The 16,361-nt window shown below is 46.5% G+C and carries 13 protein-coding genes; 1 reads left to right on the top strand and 12 read right to left on the bottom strand.

The annotated features are described in order from the left end of the window. Positions 1 to 10: 10 nt before the first annotated feature. The gene (locus tag KE626_RS04040) at positions 11 to 769 is read left to right on the top strand and encodes a LytR/AlgR family response regulator transcription factor (protein ID WP_211971582.1); all 759 of its coding nucleotides are present in this window, start codon (positions 11 to 13) and stop codon (positions 767 to 769) included. A gap of 2 nt (positions 770 to 771) precedes the next feature. Here KE626_RS04040 and KE626_RS04035 read toward each other — a convergent pair whose 3' ends face one another. From KE626_RS04035 to KE626_RS03980, 12 genes are all read right to left on the bottom strand, one after another. Then, positions 772 to 1,353 carry an ASCH domain-containing protein gene (locus KE626_RS04035; RefSeq protein WP_211971581.1) on the bottom strand — a complete coding sequence of 194 codons (582 nt, stop codon included), beginning with the start codon at positions 1,351 to 1,353 and terminating at the stop codon, positions 772 to 774. 84 nt (positions 1,354 to 1,437) lie between these two features. After that, entirely contained in the window at positions 1,438 to 2,568 is a 1,131-nt protein-coding gene (locus tag KE626_RS04030) for a 2-aminoethylphosphonate--pyruvate transaminase (RefSeq protein WP_211971580.1), read from the bottom strand. A 5-nt stretch (positions 2,569 to 2,573) separates the two neighbouring features. Beyond that, positions 2,574 to 3,896 carry a DUF5690 family protein gene (locus KE626_RS04025; protein WP_211971579.1) on the bottom strand — a complete coding sequence of 441 codons (1,323 nt, stop codon included), beginning with the start codon at positions 3,894 to 3,896 and terminating at the stop codon, positions 2,574 to 2,576. Between the two features lie 134 nt (positions 3,897 to 4,030). Continuing rightward, the gene (gene phnY / locus KE626_RS04020; RefSeq protein WP_211971578.1) at positions 4,031 to 5,506 is read right to left on the bottom strand and encodes a phosphonoacetaldehyde dehydrogenase; all 1,476 of its coding nucleotides are present in this window, start codon (positions 5,504 to 5,506) and stop codon (positions 4,031 to 4,033) included. Positions 5,507 to 5,599: 93 nt separating this feature from the next. Further along, complete coding sequence (gene phnA / locus KE626_RS04015) at positions 5,600 to 6,847, bottom strand: phosphonoacetate hydrolase (protein ID WP_211971577.1); 1,248 nt, start codon at positions 6,845 to 6,847, stop codon at positions 5,600 to 5,602. 64 nt (positions 6,848 to 6,911) lie between these two features. Next, positions 6,912 to 8,420, bottom strand: coding sequence for a SusD/RagB family nutrient-binding outer membrane lipoprotein (locus KE626_RS04010; RefSeq protein ID WP_211971576.1), 1,509 nt, complete (start codon positions 8,418 to 8,420; stop codon positions 6,912 to 6,914). A gap of 18 nt (positions 8,421 to 8,438) precedes the next feature. Further along, complete coding sequence (locus KE626_RS04005; RefSeq protein WP_211971575.1) at positions 8,439 to 11,597, bottom strand: SusC/RagA family TonB-linked outer membrane protein; 3,159 nt, start codon at positions 11,595 to 11,597, stop codon at positions 8,439 to 8,441. Between the two features lie 685 nt (positions 11,598 to 12,282). Next, entirely contained in the window at positions 12,283 to 12,639 is a 357-nt protein-coding gene (locus tag KE626_RS04000; protein ID WP_211971574.1) for a DUF1801 domain-containing protein, read from the bottom strand. 172 nt (positions 12,640 to 12,811) lie between these two features. Continuing rightward, positions 12,812 to 13,384: a Crp/Fnr family transcriptional regulator gene (locus KE626_RS03995; RefSeq protein ID WP_211971573.1), complete on the bottom strand. Its 573-nt coding sequence runs from the start codon at positions 13,382 to 13,384 to the stop codon at positions 12,812 to 12,814. Between the two features lie 107 nt (positions 13,385 to 13,491). After that, the gene (locus KE626_RS03990) at positions 13,492 to 14,484 is read right to left on the bottom strand and encodes a PorP/SprF family type IX secretion system membrane protein (protein WP_346344335.1); all 993 of its coding nucleotides are present in this window, start codon (positions 14,482 to 14,484) and stop codon (positions 13,492 to 13,494) included. A gap of 15 nt (positions 14,485 to 14,499) precedes the next feature. Then, on the bottom strand, positions 14,500 to 15,504 hold the full coding sequence (locus KE626_RS35000; protein WP_211971571.1) for a T9SS type B sorting domain-containing protein: 1,005 nt from the start codon (positions 15,502 to 15,504) through the stop codon (positions 14,500 to 14,502). Beyond that, on the bottom strand, positions 15,446 to 16,360 hold the full coding sequence (locus tag KE626_RS03980) for a hypothetical protein (protein ID WP_211971570.1): 915 nt from the start codon (positions 16,358 to 16,360) through the stop codon (positions 15,446 to 15,448). Before KE626_RS03980 ends, KE626_RS35000 begins: the two co-directional genes overlap by 59 nt. Position 16,361: the final 1 nt, after the last annotated feature.

Raw genomic sequence — 16,361 nt, 5'->3', positions numbered from 1 at the left:
AATTACTGTTATGCGTGTTGTGATCATTGAAGACGAAAAGCCCAACGCCACCCGGCTAAAAAACATCCTGCTGGATATTTCCCCCGCTATTACCATAGAAGCTGTACTGGATACTGTCACCGACAGTGTGGCCTGGTTTAAACAACATCCCCATCCGGATGTAACATTGATGGACATACGATTGGCCGATGGCTTGTCATTTGATATTTTCCCTTTGGTAACATTATCCTGCCCGGTGATCTTCACCACCGCCTATGATGAATATGCCATCCGCGCCTTTAAGGTAAACAGCATCGATTACCTGTTAAAACCAATAGAAAAAGACGACCTGCAACAGGCGCTTGAAAGAATACATCAGCAACAAATACGTACCGGCCCCACCGAAATGGTACAGCAACTGCTGGAATTCTTCAAACAAAAAGAGGTGAGTTACCGCAGCCGGTTTATGCTTCCCTTTCGCGACGGTTATAAAACGGTGCTGGTAGATGATGTGGACTTTATATTTTATGCCTTCAATGTTACCCACCTGGTATTAAAAGACAAAACACAGGTAGCCCTTACCCAAACTATGGATGAGCTGGAAGAGCAACTTGATCCAAAACAATTTTTCCGTGCTAACCGCCAGCACATTATCAATATCAGCAGCATCGATAATATTCAGAACTACTTTAGCGGCAAGCTAAAAATCCGGTTAAAACGCGACCTTGAAAGAGAAGTATTGGTGAGTAAAGAAAAAGTACCGGTATTCAAACAATGGCTGGATAAATAATATTATACCTGGCGACGATTAAGAAAGAGTGCTCCCAGCGGTGAAAGCGTATAGCCGGTATCGTGACTGATCGTCAGCCCCAGGTTCTTTAATTTCCGGATATTCAGCTTCAGCCATTGTTTCTCCCTGCCGGTTTTAACGGCTATGTCTGCCGCTCTCAGCTTTGGATAATCGCGGATAGTTGTCAATACAGTAATCGTCCATTTGCCTTCTTTGCTGTATTGGTCTAACCGGGCCAGTTGTGTGCTTAACAATTCAAATGCCTCATCGGATAATACTACCTGCTCCCGCAGTGCAATGCGGGGATCTTCAGCATGATAACGTACCGCTATTTTGTAAATATCGCCTTCGGAAATGGTCGCAAGTAATTTCATGAGTTCCTCCGGTTGTGCATAACCTGCGGCAGCTGCATCTTTCCGGGTAATATCTCCTGATTTTACCATTTCTACCCGGCCAATCTGCACCACGCCTATGGCTGTTTTCACCTGGCTGTTTGCTTTCACGGATAACTTTTTCCATTTGCGGAAAGCCAGCGAAATTTCCCCTGTTTTGATTCCGTCAAGATGTATTTGTTTAAACAGCATACGGGTACAGACTTTTAAAGGACGCCTGTACAAATATAAGATACCCTGTTCAATTGTGGTGTACAACCAAACAGGGCGCCTTATTTACCTGCCGGTGGCAACCACTGTATTCGTCACCTGTTCTTCTTCCATTACTTCTTTTATAGCAGCTACCAATGCTTTCACATCTTCCGGAAATATTTGCCCGATATTACCAATCCGGAAAGCATTGGCTTTACCTAGCTTACCGGGATAGATGATAAAGCCACGGTTATTCAGTTTCTCGTAGAAACGTTCAAAATTAAACGCCGGATCTTCCGGGTACAGAAAAGACGAAATGATATGCCCCTGTATAGCCGGCTGCAGATACTGTTTGAAACCCAGTACCGACATGCCCTGATCCAACACTGCTTTATTGGTTTTATATCTTTTTTCCCGGGCTGTAATACCACCTTCTTCCCCCAGTTCTTCCATTGCCTGCCGGAACGCCATCAAACTCAGTGTGGGCGGCGTAAACCGGAATTGTCCGTTGCCTTCCAAACCCGCCCATTGCTCATAAAGATCAAGACTCAGGCTCCTGGCCTGTCCTTTTGCCTTTTCCAGCTCACTTTTTTTACAGATAGCAAAAGCAAAGCCCGGTACTCCTTCAATACATTTATTGGATGATGACACCAGGAAATCTATCTGCATTTCCTTCATATCCATTTGCACACCACCAAAACTGCTCATGGCATCTACGATAAACACTTTACCGTATTTTTTACAAACGGCGCCAATATCCATGATGGGATTGAATAAACCGGTTGTGGTTTCACTATGGATGCAGGCTACATGCGTAATATCCGGATGCGCCGCCAATATAGCTGCTGCAGCAGCAGGCGTCACTATTTCATCTTCCGCAAATCTTATTACTTCATGGCGCAGCTGATGAATACCTGCCATTTTTGCAATACGCTCCCCATAGGCGCCGTTGGCCAGGATCAGCAGGTAATCATTTTTACCTACAACACTACTGATTACACTTTCGACTCCAAAGGTACCCGAGCCCTGTATTAATACTGTTTCATATCCCTCTTCCTTTGTAACATGCGCCAGTGTTAACAACTCACTGCGTATCTGTTTCACCGCATTTACAAATTCGTGGTCTCTCGACCCCATATCCTGCAGCATCGCCTGTTTCACCGTGAGGGAAGTAGACAGCGGACCAGGTGTAAACAATAATTTTTTTTGATTCATGTTCGTTAATTTAAAGTTTGAAGTTGCTGTAAACTTTTTACTATCTTACTTTTTACGCCGGGCTTCCGGTTAAAGAATAAGGCTGCAAACAGCAACAGCATGATACAGGTCAGCGTGAGCAGGTAACTAAAATCCATCAACACTTTTGACCAGCTCATTTCTTTCATAAAAAATTCTTTGTACAACAGCAGCGCTACGCTGCCGAGGTAGCCCAGTGAATCGCAGATATAAATAAAGAAACCTGCATTGGCTTTTAATTTGAATAGAGCGATCATGCGCTCGAAAACTGCCACCTGTATAGGTATATAAGCCAGGAATAATCCCATTCCTGTAAACAGCATCCACCAGAACGGCGCCAGCTGATGCAGTTGAAAAAGCAGGGTACTGCCGCCACAAAGCAGCACACCAAAGGCTATCAACCATTGGGTAGCCCAAAATCCTTTGATATTATTTCTCACCAGCGATAAACAGCCAACCGATATTAATACCACCAGGCCGCTGATCATTTCTGTTTTTGAAAACACGGTCTTATCCCATGAGGGCTGTATTTCATTCCATATCTCCACCGAAAAATTATCCCGGAAATCGCGCATGGTAGCCAGGAATATGTACATCAGCACAAAGCAAACCACGCCGCCACCCACTTCTTTCAACACATTCCTTTTATCCTCTCCTGTCATGGGAACCCGTTCGGTACGCAACAACTTATCGGTTTCCGTAGGCGCAGGGATTACGGACAACATCCAGGAGAAAAAAAGAAATAAGGGTAAAAAAAACAGGCCTATACAGAAGGGCAGCCACGCTTCCGAAATCGCCGGAAACCAGCCATGGGTGGTAAAGTATACTGTTTTTAAGATACCGGAAGATACGATCAGGCTAATACTCAATCCCATACCCAGTACCTCTGTAAAACGCCGGCCTTCCAGGTAACTGAAAACAATACCCCATACCATTCCCAATGGCAGGCCATTAAAGAAAAGAAAAATAAAATTATAGGGGGGAGATAAGAGCCCAAAAAACAAAAGACTTACTTCCGCAAAAAGGATTAAACCGATGATAAGCCGCTGACGACTTTGGGGCTTTAACTCTGAAATAATTTTAATGCCGATAAATTTCGAAGACATATAGCCCAATGCCTGCGCAACGATCAGAACAGCCTTGTAGTCCATCTCCAGGAAATGATACCCACTGTAAGTGCCCGCTGTGAAAGGCTTACGAAAGGCATACATACAGAAATAAGCGCCAAAGGCCGCTATCATAGACCATGCAATAAAGAATGACTTTGAACCGCTAAGCAGGTTGACTAACGCACTCGCTCTTGATTTCATCTCAAATTATTTTTAGTAATTTTTTATGGATGGTGCAGGCAATCCTCATCTGTTCTTTTCTTCCGCTGGCACATAAGGCTCCGCAAGGAAAAACATCCTGGAGCGTCATATTAATCGATTTACTATTGTACCTGTTACCAGGGCATGGAAAATGTTTTCACAAACGTGAAACACTTCATGGCCTCTATCACACCTTCCTTCACACCTAAACCGGAATCCTTGATCCCGCCAAAAGGAGAGCTTTCGATGCGATAGCCCGGTACCTCATTAATATTCACTGTTCCCACTTTCAATTCCTTTACGAAACGGAGCGCGTACTCCATGTTATTGGTAACGATGCCGCTGGATAAGCCGTAGGCCGTGGAATTGCTCAGGGCAATGGCATCATCAATATCTTTAAATGTAAGTACCGGCGCCAGCGGACCAAATGATTCATGTACTACCATCTCTGCATTCCTTGGCACATCAATGATCACGATCGGTTCCAGCAGCGCGCCTCTTCTCTTTCCGTCGAGCACTATCCTGGCGCCTTGCGCTACCGCTTTGTTTACAACCGCTTCCAGGTAAATAGCAGCTGCTTCATCTATTACAGTACCCACCTTCGTATCTTCATCAGCGGGGTCGCCACAGGTGTATTCCTTTGCTTTGACAACAAATTTCTCCACAAAGGCATCCTTTACTTTTTCATGCACCAGTATCCTTTTCACGGCCGTACAACGCTGTCCGCTGTTGCGGAAAGCGCCTTCCGCCGCCAGGAATACGGCTTTATCAAGGTCTGCATCTTCCATGATGATCAGCGGATCATTGCCTCCCAGTTCCAGGATCACTTTCTTGTATCCGGCGGTGGTGGCAATATGTTTACCTACTGCTACGCTGCCGGTAAAGGATACTATTTCCACCCGGTTGTCTTTTACCAGTGGCTCTGCTATTTCTTTGGTAGGGCCCAGCAATACGCTCAGCATGTAGTGAGGCAACCCTGCTTCATATAACAGCTCTGCCAGCTTGATGGCGGTAAGCGGCGTTTTCTCGGATGGCTTCAGGATTACCGGTGTACCAACGGCAATAGCTGGTGCAATTTTGTGAACCACCTGGTTGAGCGGGTGATTAAACGGCGTGATACAAACCGCCAGTGACAAGGGTTCCCGGAGCGTGAAAATTTTCCGGGCTTTTCCACTGGGTGAAATATCGCAGGAAAAAATCTGCCCGTCGTCCTTTAGTGATTCGATGGCTGCGAACATCAGCACGTCATGGGCCCTGCCGGTTTCGTACCGGGCCTCCCTGATAGCAAGACCGGATTCTGCACTGATCACCTGTGCAAATTCTTCCTTGCGTTCGATGAGCAGCTGTTTTGTTTTTTCCAGGACCTGGTAGCGTTCGTACCGGGTTAATTTCGGGCCGCCTTTCAACGCGGCTGCAATGGCCTGTTCGGCATGCGTTGCGCCTGCCAGTGCTACGGTACCGACTAAACGATTATCATAAGGACTGCGGACTTCCAATACTTTATCTGATGCGATAGGCTTTCCTGCAACATAACAGGGAAGCGCGATAACAGATGTGCTGTGCTGTGTGCTGATTTTTTCCCGGGTTATGGGGATCAGGGGCTCGCTCATATAAATTGTCATTTGCTGTTGATAAATGGCATCCAGTGCCCGTGGGTGTCAGTATGCCTTCCTCTCATTTTATACTATTGGCCTATGCCGGGCTTAACGTGTTGTTCCGTTTACGGTGAAATCGAAAATGTCGAAGTTCCTGGGATCTCCGGCGGCTTTCATGGTGTATGCTTCATTTAACGGATGTGAAATAACCATGGGTACCATTTCCTCGTACCGTCCGCCGTGAGAGCGCAGGGTACCATCTAACGCCGACAGGTCGTGGTATTGCGGGCGGCGACCTACTACCACATCTCTTCCGGACAATACCACGAGGTCGCCTATACGATCTTCCGGTTGTTCCAGCACATGTACCGCAGTGGTTTTATCGTATACTTCTGTGATACCGGGTTGTATGGCCAGCCAGTTCTTTATTTCGCCGATCTTTGATTTATCATTTACATGTACTACCACATAGGAACCTAATGCGCCGTGGTGTTTTACGTAAGGATCGGTGATGGGGCAGATAACGCGGAACCCGTTTTCGCCGAATTTCTCCGACAACATATCTTCTACAAACAATACGTTGGGGCTGCCGTCTGCTTTCACTTTGGCATTCATGCCGTGATCAGCGGTAGCGCCAACAATAGCGCCGAGTTGCAGGAGCTTTCCTATTTCCGCATCCATGGCTTCGTAGAAGGCCAGTGAGGCTTCTGCGTCAGGTGCATAGGTATGCTGCATGTAATCGGTGAGCGACAAATACAGAAAATCTGCCAGGCCATTCTCTATAAATGCGACGCCTGCACGAAGTACGAACAAGCTGGCATCTGCACTGTAGATAGCGGGTGTGGGATGTCCAACGATGGTTTCCACCCCATCTACGCCATGGGTTTCCTTCTTTGCCTGGTTAGCTTTTTCAGCCGAAATGGCGATGCCTGTCATTTTATGCGAGAGGATATCTCGCAGCTTTTCTTTAGCAGTTACCACCGCCACTTTTCTGCCGGCATTCGCCGCAGCAGCCAGTAATGTTTCTGCTCTCAGGTATTCTGCCGAGTTCATCATCACTTCCTGGTCTTTCGCAGCATCATAAAAAAAATTACCGCTGATGCCATGTACAGCGGGCGTTACCCCGGTTACGATGGAAGAGTTATTAACATTGGTAAAAGAAGGTAATGCACCACGCACCATTCCACGATAGCCGACTGCAGCCATTTTCTTAAGATTAGGCATACGGTCAAATGCCATCGTGGTATCCAGGTATTCATCTGCCGAACCATCAATACAAATCACTACAATAGGTTTTGCAGCCGGTTTGTATTGGATACCATTTGCCGAAAATGCCTGCGTTGAAATACTACTCATCACTGTTTTTTTTATGTTATAAAGAAAGTTATGCGCCGGCCGGGCCGGCGCCTTTTTTAAAAAACTACTTTAACAGCCACATCACGTCATTGCGTGTGTCTGCACCCCCAAACTGGCTTTGCACGGCAGCCTTCACATTTGTGCCGTTGTTGGTATATTCCGATTGCGGATAAGAAAAACGTACCGGTATCAGGCCGCCATTTTCATTGGAAGGACCGATATTAAATACAGGCACTCCCGTTCTGCGATAGTTGTAATACGCTTCATAACCTGAGTTGCCAAAGAAGGCCACATACTTTTGAGTTAGGATCTGTTTCAGACCGGCGGCATTGTTTCCCTGGTAAGCCACTTCAGGCTGTGCCCAGAAAAGTGGGTCTTCCGTTGCACCATAAAATGCAGCAGAGAGCTCAATCCCTTTTTTGTAAGCGCCCGCCGCATCGCCGGTGGCCCAGCCACGGTTGATGCCTTCAGCGATATTAAAAAAGGTTTCGCTGGCGCCTAACTGGATACAGGGTATACCACTCGCATCTTTCAGCCAGTAGGCCTGGTTCAGACTGGCAAATTTTCCCTGGTTGGTCTGATCCTGTACAACACTTTGTATATCGCCCGTTTTAGCGCCTTTATAGCGCGCAAAAGGATCCAGTGGATTATCCGGTATCCCTGATGCCGGCTGTGCAATTTTAAATACGCGGGCGTCTTTTACTGCTGTCAGCAAGTCGAGCCAGGTAGCGCAAAGCGGCGCCCTGTTTACATAAAACAAGCCCCCGGTAGGGAAAAGCGGAAAATTATTGCTCTTATCACTGCTGTTATAGGTCATCTGGAGATTATCGCTGTTCTCCGTCATCAATGGGTATTTGGCGGGATTGCTGACAATCGCGTTGAACTTTGCTTTAATATTCAGTTCTGCGTCTCCTTCTTTTTTACTCAGGGCAATCAGGATTCTGAGCGACAAAGCATTCACTGCTTTTCTCCATTTGTTGATATCGCCACTAAAAAATATATCGCCTTCCACGGTGGTAGCGGGATTTACTTTAATGATGCTATCGAGTTGGGTGTTCGATTCTTCCAGCCATTGCAGGCACTGCTTAAACACATCTTTCTGCTTGTCGTATGCAGGATAATACACGCCCTTAGAAGCATTGATGGCATTGCTCAGCGGGATATCGCCCATTTGGGAGGCCATGCGGCTATAAGCCCATGCCCGCATGAATTTGGCGATCGCTTTATAATTAGCAGTGACGAGGTTGGCGCCTTGTTTATCGGCTTCTATTTCAAGGCGGTCCACATTACGGAGCGTCACATACCTATCGAAGCTGCCGGCGCCCCAGGCGTAAGACTGGTTACCGTAATAGTCGAAGTTCAGTACAAAATACTGCGCCATGCGATGTGCATATGAATAGTCGCTCCACGCATTATCATACATATCGTATGCGATGCCGGTTAACAGCAGCTTAGGGGAAGCCTGGTCGGATACGTTGGGATTTTTCTGCAGGTCATCAATTTTCCTGCACCCGGTTGTAAGTAAAGCTGCTGCTACCGCTGCGAGCATCCACTTTCTATATATACGTTTCATTTTTTGCAATTTTTGAGCTTAGAAAGTAAGGTTTATGTTCACACCAAAACTTTTCACAGAAGGCGTTTCCAGGTTGGTGCTTCCCCCGGTCCACTGATCCAGGTCAATATTGCGTGCATTCTTATCTTTGGTAACATACCACAGGTTGCGGCCCACCAGCGTAAAAGATGCGGCATTAAAAAAATGCTGTCTGGCCAGCACCTTTTGCGGCAGGCTGTAAGAGATGGTTACTTCCCGGAGCTTCAGATAGGATTTGTCGATCAGGTTGGGCACTTCGCTGCCCCAATAGCCTTTAGCAAAAGACTCCCATTTAACTTTGGTAGTATTGTCCTGGAATTTCCTGGAATCGGAAATCACGTTACCGTCTCCGTCTACCACTAAAGACCCACCAGTAACATTTACGCCCTGGCCCACATAGGTACCTTTGTAACCGGGCGTATTGCGGTTGTTCCAGTCGGCCAGGCGATATTCATTGGCTGATGCCGGAGCTGCGCCTGCCTGCCATTGTTTCTGGCTGACATAGTTAACGAGTTTACCTCCAAAGCGGCCATCAAACATAAAGCCGATGCTCAGCTGTTTATACCGGAAATTGTTCTGTATACTTCCCATCCAGCTCTCATTCGTATAGCCCTGGAAGGTAGTATAGCTGTTTTTCAGCGGTCTGCCGTTGGAGGCGTTGTAAACCACCTGTCCATCGGGTGTGCGTTGGAAATCTGTCAGGAATAATTTATCTGTTCTGTCGCCGGTTTTTATACGGTTGTAAGATTGAAGCGTATCATATACTTCTTTCAGGTAGCGCTGCTGGGTAGACCAGTTCACCGTTACATCCCAGCCGAAATTGGCCGTTCTTACCGGGCTGCCGGTAACAATCAGCTCCATACCTTTCCGGATATAGGTAAGCCCGTTACGCTGCAGCGAATTGGCTCCGCTGGTGGAAGACAGCGGCAGGTAAAAAATGCTGGGGCCTTCGATGTTTCTGAAATAAGTGAGGTCCACGCCTAATCGTCCTTTCAGGAAACGCAGGTCAGCACCAAACTCCAGCGACTTGTTAAACTCCGGTGAAATGCCCGGATCATACAGGGTACCGTCGTAATAGAGGGAGGGATTACCATTCCATCTAACACCGGTGGTATAGGTAGGAGACAATTTATAATAGCTCGCATAACCCGGATCAGCCGGTAAGCCATCGTTGCCTACCTTGGCATAAGATGCCCGCAGTTTGGCAAAAGAAATAAAAGCCGGCAGGTGGACCATTTCCGATACTACCGCGCTCAGCGACACAGATGGATAGAAATAAGATCCATGGCTTTTGGGCAGCGTGGAGGCCTGATCAATACGACCGGTCAGGCTCAGGAAGAGCATCTTTTTATAATCAAAATCCGCCAACGCATATACGCTTTTCCGCTGGTACAATGCTTTGTCGGTTTCAGAAGACGACGGGTCTACACTGTTTTGCACCGTCCATAGCTGCGGTACCAACAGGCCGTTGTTGGTATGGCTGTATTGATAGTTCGTTCTTCTTGACAGCAGGTTGGCGCCTGCAGATCCTTTAAAAGAGAACGAAGAAGAAATATCTTTCGAATAGGAAGCCAGTACGTCGGTATTATTCTCCCAGAAATAATTAAAGGATTCGTTATAACCACCTTTCTGAAAGTAGCCGCCATCGCCATTGTACTGCGAGGTGGATATAGGAAAGCGGTTCTGTTTATTTACATAGTTGGTACTTACGTTTGAACGCAGGTGTATGTCAAAGTTATCTGCAATGGTATACTTCAGTTTGAGGTATCCGAAAAGATCATCTTTGTAATATCCCTGTAGTTGTTCGTAAGCAATAAAATAGGGATTGGAATACTGGTAATACTCCACATTTTTTTGTTGGGTACCTGCTTTTCCGGGCTGCCAGTAATCTCTTAAATCGTTGATATCATAATTGGCTGCGCCCCATATCATGAGCGCATAGATGGGGCTGCCTGGCTGATATCCCATATTGGGCAGGTTAGGCGTATACTGTTTATTATAGTTGATATTGGTTTCGAGCCGGAGCCTGGAATTGATGTTCAGTCCCCCGGAAACATTGATATTGGTAGCGTTCAGTTTTGTATTCGGCACCATGCCTTTCTGGTACAGCTGTGTCATGGAGAAACGGATATCTCCTTTGTTGTTGTTGGCAGAAACCGCGAGATTATTGGTAGATAATAATCCGTTTTGCAGGAATGTTTTCAGGTTATTTTTCCCCCGGGCAGACCATGGCAAAGGGATTAGCTTACCTGTACCGGGATCCGTTTTACTATTCCACTGGTTAATTGGCTGGCCTTCAAAACGGGGCCCCCATACGTCATAGTCGGCGTCGTTGGTGCCGTTGCCGCGGCCATCTACAAACTCGTACTGGAAGTCTGATCCTGGACCATATTCAGATTGCAGGCCGGGGATAGCATTGAAGCCGGTTTGCAATTGTGTGCTGGAATTAAATTCCACTGCATAGCCACGCCGGTTTTTAGCGCCTCTTTTAGTGGTGATCTGTATAGCGCCGTTGATACCATCGGAGCCATACAATGCAGCCGCGCTGGGGCCTTTTAAAACGGAAAAGCTTTCGATATCATCGGCGCTCAGGTTCCAGGAGTTGGAGTTGATGCGTACGCCGTCTACTACGATAATGGTGTTTTTTCCGCGCAGGGAAATGCCCGGATCACCAAAAAGATCGGTGGAGGTAGCGATGCGCAGCCCTGCTACCTTTCCGGTGAGTGAATTAACAACGTTAGGCTCCCTGGCTTTCACCAGTTCAGCACCTTTTACCTCCTGTACCGCGTAGCCTACAGCTTTCTTTTCTTTCTTAATACCGAGTGCTGTTACCACCACTTCATTGAGGCCTTCGTCTTTCTTCTCTAATACAATCGTGATGTTGGCCTGGTTGCTAACAGTCACTTCTTTTGTGCTGAATCCAATAAAGCTAACCACCAGGGTGGCATTGCTGCCGGCGTTAATGGTGAAATGCCCCTGTGTATTGGTGGTAGTTCCTTTGTTGCTGCCTTTTACAGCAACAGACGCCCCGATGATAGGCTGGTTGGCAGCATCTGTTACGGCGCCCGATAAGGGGGATTGGGCAAAAGCCATGTTCCATACCGGCAATACCGCCAGTATAAGCAGTAGGAACCGGAGCCTGGAGTAAAAAAGTTTCATACGGAAAGGATTTTGGTGATAAACGTAGGTTTAGTATCACTTATAAAAGTATAGTATAAATATACATTCCAAATTCATACGAAGTATATAAATACTAAACTAATATTTATAACATCATAGGTTCCAGGGATACAAAAAAGAGTATAAAACACTTATAAATAATGAGTTAAGAAAGAAATTACGAGGGAAATATTTTTTTAGAAAGAAGGCAAAAACGGGAATACTAATACTAAACTTTTACGCCATAGCCGGCAAAGAAGAAAGAGGTAACGTTGGTTAGCACCAACAGCATCGAACCTTTTTATTACAGAATTGTTAGATCACATAGGTAATGTCATGTATCCCTGGGAACGATGTAACTCAAAATAACCGTAACACCAAAGCCCTGTGTTTAATATGAACCTGATGAAACACCCGTCTGCCGCACCTGGTTAACGGAATAATGCAATACGAACAGGTAGCGGAATGGCAACGCACTATATAGTTAATGCAGATCCAATTCACCAGTGGAGCGGCGATTTTCCTGCATTTCTACCCGCACAGGCAGCTGACCTGACGAGCACACTGGCAATGATTGTATAGTATATGCAGGTTCGAATCCTGTCCTGTTCACATCCGACCTTTGCTGCATGCGCTGGCAATATGCTTCAATATCCGTGTGCAGCAAAGGCCCGATATAAATTATTTATCCCATTAATCTTATCCATTCTTTCACTATTTTCTGAAGATTTTCTTTATTATCTTTTACTTCCTTCATTGAGCGGAACTTAATGTAGGCTTTACCTTTTGGCGCAGATTCCAGGAGACCGGTTTTGTCTTCTATCAATTCTCCTTTGTGAAAAATGATCGCTACAAAATCCTGCATCCTGGGATTAAATGTTGCCATGGGTTCCACATAATCAAAACTTGGCCCACCCCATTTTACATCTTCTTCTATCCTGGAACTTACCCCGCGGATGATTTTTATTGCGGCTTCCATTTCAGCCTTCAAAGGATGCTTGAGTTTGCCTAAAAATTCATCTACTTTTTTTGTGTTGCTCATAGTCTTATCATTTTTTGCTTTTTGTAAAAACAATTCACCCAGTGCGACCTCGCACCAGTATCACAAATATGGGATACCTTTTTTTCTAAAACATTTACATTTGTTGAGGAAATGAAAACAGGGTTACCGATCCCCAACAAAGATTGAGGAGAAACAAAACACCTGTAAGAAATTATTTTTTTGCCGCGAAAATACGGCTCACCTGGGTTGGAGTGATCCCCAGGTATGAAGCGATGTGGTGCTTTTTAATCCGCTTTGCCAGATGAGCGTATTTTTTTATAAAATCTTCATACCGGTCTTTTGCAGTACATTGTCTGAAACCAATTTCTTCCGGTTCTTTTTCAATTATCCAGTGCAACTCCATATAATGGATGTAGAACGTCGCGATATCCTGGTATTTCCGGGTAAGCGCTTTAAATTCCTCAAAGTCATATTCCCAGGTAATGGAGGGCTCTAATGCCTCGATAGTGGTTGCACTTGGCGTTTTGCTTAAGAGGGACGTGGTAGATGCGGCGAAATAACCTTCCGAAAAAAAACGTTTGATAAAAACACTTCCATCCTCAGCCAAAGCATACTGAGAAAACAAGCCGCGGGAAACAAAAGCAACAGTTCTTGCTGTATCACCAGCTTTAACCAAGAAACTACCTTTTGTATATTCTTTGCGCTTCAGAATCTGCTCCCACGCTAGCTGCGCTTCGGGAGTCAGCTTACTGTAATTACTTATTTTAAGAAAGAATTCCTCCATTTCATTACCGATAAGTAGATATCTATCTCAAATATAACTCTTCTGTCCAGATCTTCTAACCATCTATAGGATTAAGCTGCATAAGACGAAGGTGTTCAAACTTTTCTTCAAAAGTAAGAGCAGCGTACCTGCCGCAGAGAATTTCTCCTGGTATTGTCCATCTTTTTAAAATAAAAACCTACCGAAATTTCGTGGGTACCATTGTTATAGTTCCGGTATTTATTCAACGCATAATCAAAAGCGTACCCTATCCGCAACTCGGGTAAAACAAATACCTCTGCCATTGCTACAACGGCGCTGGATTTTGTAAGCCCCGGTTGCAATGCGGGCTTCCGGTATAAGTCGACCGCTGTGCGGTAACCTCCTCCAATCCATACCAGTTCCTTCAGCAATACAAACAGGTTTATATCGAGGCTGGTAGGCCCCGACCGGTCATCCTTCAACAGGAAGGACGGCTTCAGCAACACATCTTCATTCATTTCCAGCAATGCGCCACCGGTTAAATAGTAGTGTGGTTTAGGCACCGGGATAAAATGACTCAGTGTTTTGTTTTTTGCCTGGTACTGAGCCGTCAGGTTATCTGCTGAAAAACCAACAAACCAGTTAGCGGTGGAATAGTATACACCCGCCCTGGTGTCAAACAGCAGCATATGCTGCGCAGCGCCGCCAATATTAGGTTCATTGGGATTGGTGAAATCAAGTTTATTGGGATCCAGGCCCAGCTGTACGATACCGGCGCCAATGCCAAAGGCAAGGTGCCCTGTTTCATTGCCCAGTGGAATACGGTAAGCATAATTTCCATAAGCTGCCAGCTGGCTCTGTGCGCCGATTTTATCGTGCGACACCTGTAACGCCAGTCCTACCCGGTCGTTGTTAACGCTGCCATCTACTGCCAGTGACATGGTTTCCGGAGCGCCCGGCACACCTACCCACTGGTTCCTGTAAAAGGCATGGGCATTCAGCTCTTGCCGGTAACCGGCGTAAGCGGGGTTGATATAAATCCCGTTAAAAATATACTGGCTGAACTGAGCATCCTGCTGCGCAAATAACAACTGCGTGCCACTTAAGAGGCAAACCAGGAAACAAATATATTTCTTCACACACATAGTAAATTGTTATGGCTTCAACAATGTGATATATCCTTTAAAGTCTTGCCAGCGGCCATTTCCATCCTTTACCCGTAACAGGTAGAAATAGGTGCCTGCATTCAATCCTTTGCCACTCCAGTTTTGTGCATAGCCTTTTTGTTCAAATACGTGGTTACCCCAGCGGTTCAGAATAGTAAGCTCGTTTTCAGGATACTGTTCCAATCCACTGATTATAAAAACATCATTTACGCCGTCGCCATTTGGCGTGATGGCATTGGGAATATGCAGCGGCAATACCAGCAACTGATGAGCACTGCTGTTGTTCTGTGTCGCCTTGTCCGGCTCTGTGGCAGCAACCGTAGCCGTATTGCTGATGGCGCCGGCTTCCAGCACTTTTACCCTGATAGCCAGCGAGGCCGTAGCGCCGGTAGCTAACCCGCTTATTTTCCATAATACCGTATGATCATTTGCCTGGTAAACAGCGCTGCCGGCGGTAGGCACTGACAACAGATCCAGCGCTACCTGTTTGGGCAGTTTATCTGTTACCACGATACCGGTGGCAGCTGCCGGTCCGTTATTCACAACGGTGAGATAGTAACTGAAAGTGCTGTTGAGCCTGAATGCACCATTGTCGGCCGTCTTATTGATCTGCATATCTGCATCGGGTCCTCTGCCGGTAATTTCCGCAATGATCACGGCATCTGACAAATCCGACATACACCCGTCACCGTTATATGCTTCCACGGTATACCTGCCGGGTGTGGCTGTAACGTAATCCTGCAGAAATGCACCACCCAACGGAATGCCATCCCGGTACCACTGGTACCGGGGAGCATTCGTTGGATTGGCAGTCAGTTTTACCTGCTGCCCGGGCATAATATACCTGATCGGTGGCTGCTGTTGCGCCATCGCTGAAGCTATCCAGCAGCCCAGTACCAGGATGATTACCGTTACTTTCTTACCCATACCCTGTTTACTCGATGGTAATAACCGGTTTGCCTGGTTTAGGTGTAACTGTGATAATGGCGTCACTACCGTTGAATTGAGTAGTGGCGATGTAGTCGCTGCAACCCTTCACGGAATACACTGCCTGTACAGTATATTTGAATTTCTTTTCCACTCCGGAAGTTGTTGAAGCAGGATCTGCAACGGTGTAATCTGCATCTGTGCCTACCGTAGTTTTATCGTTGGTGGTCACATCAATTTTTGTCCAGGTATACTTTACTTCAAAATCACTCAGCTGATAATCTTTCAGGCCGGGGAGTGATCGTGGCGTGGTAGCGAATGCCACCGTACTCTTCATCTTAATAAGCTTCGCCGGATCTGTGGGCGCGCCATTGGCCGCGCAATACGTGAGAGCCGGATTATTCGCCGGATCTACTGCAGCGGTGATGGTGAGGTTAGGCAATACATATACGGTGAAAATAACCGGATCGGCCGGACATTCTGCCGTACCGGTAGAGGCAATCACCTGGTAGGTATGCCATCCCGGCGTGGCAGAGGCAACTACCAGTTTTTCATTGTTAGGTGTTGCAGTAGCCGGCAATGCAGCCGGGTTACCACTTACATCCAGCTCCTGCCACGCCCAATTGGTGTAACTCACGGCAGGGCTACTGTTGGGATCAGTGGTACTCGACTTCAGCGTAAAGCCCGATTGGTCTGCACAAAACAAAGTAGTACCGGTACTGGTAGAAGTACCTTTTGCAGGATCATCTCCGACCGACAATTCCGCCGGCGTTTTCACCTTTGCGGGTGTTTGCGCGCTCACGTGAAGGGCGCACAACATTAATAATGCCGCCATGAAACAGGTAAAAATACCAGTACGGATAACAGGGATCGGTAAAACAGGATGGAAAGGCCGGCGCATTCCGAAAGTAACGATTTTCATA

Source organism: Chitinophaga hostae, from assembly GCF_018224885.1.
GTDB lineage: Bacteria > Bacteroidota > Bacteroidia > Chitinophagales > Chitinophagaceae > Chitinophaga > Chitinophaga hostae.
This window is presented reverse-complemented; position numbering and strand designations above follow the sequence as displayed.